Source organism: Streptomyces inhibens (genome assembly GCF_003389455.1).
In the GTDB taxonomy this organism is placed as follows: domain Bacteria; phylum Actinomycetota; class Actinomycetes; order Streptomycetales; family Streptomycetaceae; genus Streptomyces; species Streptomyces inhibens.
This window is the reverse complement of record NZ_QUAC01000132.1, coordinates 1-6,125: the sequence shown is the minus strand read 5'-3', so window position 1 is coordinate 6,125 and position 6,125 is coordinate 1. Positions and strand designations below refer to the sequence as shown.

General features: G+C 70.0%; 4 protein-coding genes. 3 read left to right on the top strand and 1 reads right to left on the bottom strand.

Features of this window, described 5'->3' with window-relative positions; genetic code table 11:
- The coding region (locus tag DY245_RS17030) for a beta-1,3-glucanase family protein (RefSeq protein ID WP_244943092.1) at window positions 1-1,175 on the top strand (1,175 nt) is incomplete at its 5' end.
- 70 nt (window positions 1,176-1,245) lie between these two features.
- On the opposite strand, the gene DY245_RS17025 is transcribed toward DY245_RS17030, so the two are convergent.
- The gene (locus DY245_RS17025; protein ID WP_128508109.1) at window positions 1,246-3,054 is read right to left on the bottom strand and encodes a glycoside hydrolase family 15 protein; all 1,809 of its coding nucleotides are present in this window, start codon (window positions 3,052-3,054) and stop codon (window positions 1,246-1,248) included.
- Between the two features lie 412 nt (window positions 3,055-3,466).
- On the opposite strand from DY245_RS17025, the gene DY245_RS17020 reads away from it, so the two are divergent.
- Window positions 3,467-5,122 (top strand): CTP synthase, encoded by a 1,656-nt coding sequence (locus DY245_RS17020; protein ID WP_128508107.1) that lies wholly within the window; start codon window positions 3,467-3,469, stop codon window positions 5,120-5,122.
- A gap of 95 nt (window positions 5,123-5,217) precedes the next feature.
- Window positions 5,218-5,844 carry an NUDIX domain-containing protein gene (locus DY245_RS17015; RefSeq protein WP_128508106.1) on the top strand — a complete coding sequence of 209 codons (627 nt, stop codon included), beginning with the start codon at window positions 5,218-5,220 and terminating at the stop codon, window positions 5,842-5,844.
- The last annotated feature ends 281 nt before the right edge of the window (window positions 5,845-6,125 follow it).

Genomic DNA, 6,125 nt, shown 5'->3' with positions numbered 1-6,125 from the left:
GCCGTGCGACCGGCGCCCCCGCCCCGGCCCGCGGGCCCGCCCCGGCCGGCCGGTCCGCCGCCGGAATGCCTCTGCACCTCGTCAACAACTCCGGCGAGTACGCCAACTCCTCGGTCTGGATCTATATCGTCGGCAACGACGGCACCCAGCAGGTGCACGTCACCCCGGACGGCGAGCTGAGGCCCGTCGCGCTGGCCGACAACGGCCCGGACGGTTTCACCGACTACGCCATACCGCTCGCCGCGAGCGGCACCACGACCCTCCAGCTGCCCCGGATGTCCGGCCGGATCTACACCGCGCTCGGCAACAAGCTCAAGTTCAAGGCCGTCGAGGACGGCAACGGCAAGGCCGCGCTCGCCTACCCGGCGGGCTGGGTCTCCGGTGACCCCAACTACGACGTCCTGCACGACTGCGCCGAGTTCACGTACAACTCCGGCGGCATGTACTGCAACACCACCATGGTCGACATGTTCAGCGTCCCGCTCGCGATCAAGCTCACCGGGGCCAAGGAGCAGACCACCGGCACGCTCAAGGACGGCGCCCGCGCCAAGATCTTCTCCGACGTCGAGGGCGCCGAGGGTTTCGGCGCCCTGGTCATCGGTGACAAGCGCGTCATCGCCCCGGGGCACGGCCTGGACAGCGGACTGTTCGCCAAGGACTACCTCGCCCCGGCCATCGACGAGGCCTGGTCCGCCTACGCGGCCAAGGACCTGTCCGTCACCACCAACGCCGGCACCTTCACCGGCCGGGTCAGCGGCGGCAGGCTCACCTTCACAGTCCCCCAAGGCCTTAAGGGCCAGGGTGGGGGTGCCCCCAGCGGTGGCTGGGGGAGTGCCCCCACCGGAACGGTCTCCTTCGACAAGCCGTCCACCCGCGATGTCCTCTTCTGCGACGGCACCCTCGCCGCCCCCAACGACGGGACCCTCGGCCCGGTCGCCGCCATCCTGGGCGCCGCCCTCAACCGCTCCACCCTCACCTCGCAGGCGCACCAGCCCACCACCGACCCGGCCGCCTTCTACCGGCAGCGGCTGACCAACCACTACGCCAGGGCCATGCACGCCGCGACGCAGGACGGCAAGGCCTACGGCTTCGCCTTCGACGACGTCGCCGGCTTCGCCTCGTACATCGAGGACGGCGCCCCGAAGGAGATCACCCTCACGCTGACCCCGTTCTGAGACGAAGAACGGTGCCGCCCGGAAACCGGACGGCACCGAAGAACGCCGGGGGGGCGCCCCGAAGGGGGCGCTAGCCTCCGTACGCCCCGCTGGCCGTCAGCCGCAGCGCGGTGTCGATCAGCGGAACATGGCTGAACGCCTGCGGGAAGTTGCCCACCTGCCGCTTCAGCTTGGGGTCCCACTCCTCCGCCAGCAGGCCGAGATCGTTGCGGAGCGAGAGCAGCCGCTCGAAGAGCTTGCGGGCCTCGTCCACCCGGCCGATCATCGCGAGGTCGTCGGCGAGCCAGAACGAGCACGCCAGGAACGCCCCCTCGTCGCCCTCCAGGCCGTCCACGCCGACGCCCTCGCCGGCCGTCGGATAGCGCATGACGAAGCCGTCCTCGGTGCCCAGCTCCCGCTGGATCGCCTCGATGGTGCCGATGACGCGCTTGTCGTCCGGCGGGAGGAAGCCCATCTGCGGGATCAGCAGCAGCGAGGCGTCCAGCTCCTGCGAGCCGTAGGACTGGGTGAAGGTGTTGCGCTCCTTGTCGTAACCCTTCTCACAGACGTCGCGGTGGATCGTCTCGCGCAGGTCCTTCCAGCGCTCCAGCGGACCGTCGACATCCCCGGACTCGATCACCTTGACCGTACGGTCGACGGCGACCCAGGTCATGACCTTGGAGTGCACGAAGTGCCGGCGCGGCCCGCGGACCTCCCAGATGCCCTCGTCCGGCTCGTCCCAGTGCTTCTCCACCCACTGGATCAGCTTGAGCTGGAGCAGCGAGGCGTAGTCGTTACGGGCCAGACCCGTCATGTGCGCCAGGTGCAGCGCCTCGGTGACCTCGCCGTAGACATCGAGCTGGAGCTGGCCGGCGGCGCCGTTGCCGACCCGTACCGGACGTGAATTCTCGTACCCGGGAAGCCAGGTGAGATCGTTCTCGCCCAGCTCCCGCTCACCGGCGATGCCGTACATGATCTGCAGGTTCTCCGGATCACCGGCCACCGCCCGCAGCAGCCACTCGCGCCAGGCCCGCGCCTCTTCGCGGTAGCCGGTGCGCAGCAGCGACGACAGGGTGATCGCGGCGTCCCGCAGCCAGGTGAAGCGGTAGTCCCAGTTACGGACCCCGCCGATGCATTCGGGCAGCGAGGTCGTCGGCGCCGCCACGATCCCGCCGGTCGGCGCGTACGTCAGCGCCTTCAGCGTGATCAGCGAGCGGACCACCGCATCGCGGTAGGGGCCGTGGTACGTGCACTGCTCGACCCACTCGCGCCAGAACTCCTCGGTGGCCTCCAGCGACCCTTCCGGGTCCGCCACGGCCGGCGGCTGGTGGTGCGAGGGCTGCCAGCTGATCGTGAACGCGATCCGCTCACCGGGCGAGACCGTGAAGTCGGAGAATGTCGTCAGGTCCTTGCCGTACGTCTCCACCTCGGTGTCCAGCCAGACCGAGTCGGGGCCCGCGACCGCGACCGTACGGTCGTCCACCTTGTGCACCCAGGGCACGACCCAGCCGTAGGAGAACCGCATCCGCAGCTGGGAGCGCATCGGGACGCGCCCGCTGACGCCCTCCACGATGCGGATCAGCTGCGGTGCGCCGTCGCGCGGCGGCATGAAGTCGATCACCCGGACGGTACCGCGCGGGGTGTCCCACTCGGATTCCAATACGAGTGAATCGCCGCGATAGCGCCGACGGTCGGCCGGCGCGGGCCGGCCCCCGGGACCGTTGACCGGCCCCATCCGCCAGAATCCGTGCTCCTCGGTGCCCAGCAGCCCTGCAAAGACCGCCGGCGAGTCGAAGCGGGGCAGGCACAGCCAGTCCACCGTGCCGTCCCGGCACACTAGAGCGGCGGTTTGCATATCGCCGATAAGTGCGTAGTCCTCGATGCGCCCGGCCACGTGCATCTCCCGTCGAACTGGAGTCACGCCCCCCATGGGACGTTGTGATCTGTCCGTCCTGCCCATGAAACGTCGCCGAGCAGCGGGACCGGAAATCGGGCGGGGGTGGTGCCTTCCCGGACGGCTCGTTGCGAGTGTCCGAGCAGGATACGACGCAGGCGGGTGATCCGCGCGACCCTCGCAAGGAGTGGAGTGGTCCGATCGGGTGGCCTCCGTCACGTGACAGCGTCATGCGGACGGTCGTCCAAGGGTTCCCGTGCGTGGCCGGGAGCGACCATGCCAGGTCGCTGATAGCCTGGTACCCCGTGGACCGGTGGGCACGAGAACCCCCGAACCGCAGCGACGGCACCCCTGAAAACCCGGGACGGCGCCGCTTCGCACCTCTCCACCTCGCGACCACGGGAGCCCCCTCTTGGCCATGCCGCCCAAATCCACGACGACCAAGCACCTCTTCGTCACCGGGGGCGTCGCCTCCTCGCTGGGCAAGGGGCTCACCGCCTCCAGCCTGGGTGCCCTCCTGAAGGCGCGGGGCCTGCGGGTCACGATGCAGAAGCTCGACCCGTATCTGAACGTCGACCCCGGAACGATGAACCCGTTCCAGCACGGTGAGGTCTTCGTCACCAACGACGGCGCCGAGACCGACCTGGACATCGGCCACTACGAGCGGTTCCTCGACGTCGACCTCGACGGCTCCGCGAACGTGACCACCGGCCAGGTCTACAACACCGTGATCGCCAAGGAGCGCCGCGGTGAGTACCTCGGCGACACCGTGCAGGTCATCCCGCACATCACCAACGAGATCAAGCACCGCATCCGGCGGATGGCGACCGACGACGTCGACGTCGTGATCACCGAGGTCGGCGGCACCGTCGGCGACATCGAGTCGCTGCCGTTCCTGGAGACGGTCCGCCAGGTCCGCCACGAGGTCGGCCGGGACAACGTCTTCGTCGTGCACATCTCGCTGCTTCCCTACATCGGCCCGTCCGGTGAGCTGAAGACCAAGCCGACCCAGCACTCGGTCGCGGCGCTGCGCAACATCGGTATCCAGCCCGACGCGATCGTGCTGCGCGCCGACCGCGAGGTGCCCACCGCCATCAAGCGCAAGATCTCGCTGATGTGCGACGTCGACGAGGCCGCCGTGGTCGCCGCCATCGACGCCCCGTCCATCTACGACATCCCCAAGGTGCTGCACACCGAGGGCCTGGACGCCTACGTCGTACGGAAGCTGGACCTGCCCTTCCGCGATGTGAACTGGACCCAGTGGGAGGACCTGCTGGACCGCGTCCACAACCCTGACCACGAGGTCAAGGTCGCGCTGGTCGGCAAGTACATCGACCTCCCGGACGCCTACCTCTCGGTCACCGAGGCGCTGCGCGCGGGCGGCTTCGCCAACAAGGCCCGCGTGAAGATCAAGTGGGTCACCTCCGACGACTGCAAGACCCCGGCCGGCGCGGCGGCCCAGCTCGCGGACTGTGACGCGATCTGCATCCCGGGCGGCTTCGGCGACCGTGGTGTGGACGGCAAGGTCGGTGCGATCACCTACGCCCGCGAGAACCGCGTCCCGCTGCTGGGCCTGTGCCTGGGTCTGCAGTGCGTGGTCATCGAGGCGGCCCGCAACCTGGCCGGTATCGAGGGCGCGAACTCCACCGAGTTCGACCCGGCGGCGGCCGACCCGGTCATCTCCACGATGGCCGAGCAGATGGACATCGTCGCAGGTGAGGGCGATATGGGCGGCACGATGCGGCTGGGTATGTACCCGGCCAAGCTCGCCGAGGGCTCGATCGTCCGCGAGGTCTACGGCGATGCCCCGTACGTCGAGGAGCGCCACCGCCACCGCTACGAGGTCAACAACGCCTACCGCGGTGAGCTGGAGAAGAAGGCCGGGCTGCTGTTCTCCGGCACCTCCCCGGACAACAAGCTCGTCGAGTACGTCGAGTACCCGCGCGAGACGCACCCCTACCTCGTCGCCACCCAGGCGCACCCGGAGCTGCGCTCCCGCCCGACCCGTCCGCACCCGCTCTTCGCCGGGCTGGTGAAGGCCGCGGTCGCGCGCAAGACGGGCGCCGCGAAGTAACGCACACCGCGACGGATACGGTTGCCGGGGTACGGCCTCATCGAGGTCGTGCCCCGGTTTCTGCGTTGGCACAGGCACATACAGGAGGACGCGCCATGGCGATCAAGGACACCCCGGAGGAGTGGACGGTCACCGCGACCACGACGCCGTTCACCGGGAACAAGACCAGCGTGCGCACCGACGAGGTCGTCATGCCGGACGGCGCCACCGTCACGCGCGACTACCAGGTCCACCCCGGCTCGGTGGCCGTCCTCGCCCTCGACGACGCGGGCCGGGTGCTGGTGCTGCGCCAGTACCGCCACCCCGTACGCCACCGGCTGTGGGAGATCCCCGCCGGACTGCTCGACGTCCCCGGTGAGAACCCGCTGCACGCAGCGCAGCGCGAGCTGTACGAGGAGGCGCACGTCAAGGCCGAGGACTGGCGGGTGCTGACCGACGTCTACACCACGCCGGGCGGCTGCGACGAGGCCGTGCGGATCTTCCTCGCCCGTGATCTGTCCGAGGCCGAGGGGGAGCGGTACGAGGTCTCCGAGGAGGAGGCCGACATGGAGCTGGCGCGGGTGCCGCAGGACGAGCTGGTGCGCGGGGCGCTCGCCGGTGAGCTGCACAACAACTGCCTCGTCGTGGGGGTGCTGGCGCTCACCGCGGCCCAGGGCGGCGCGGGCCTGGACGCGCTGCGGCCGGCCGACGCACCGTGGCCGGCCCGCCCCTTCGAGGCCTGAGCCCCCGGGCCCGCCGGCGCCTCACCCCGTATCGGTCGGATGATCCGCCGATCCGATCGAGTGACTCAACCGCCGCGCTCAGCATGGGACGTGACGGGGCGTGAACTACGCTCGGAATGGTTCCGTCCGTGCTCGCGGCGGACTCGTACGCGCAGGTGGACGGGAGCGTGACCGGTGACGGATCAGGCGGTGGGCGGGGGGCACCTCCCGCCGGAGACGATGGCGGTGCCCGCCACGGCGGCGCCCGGCCGGCGGGCCTCGGGGTCCCGCCAGGACGGTGC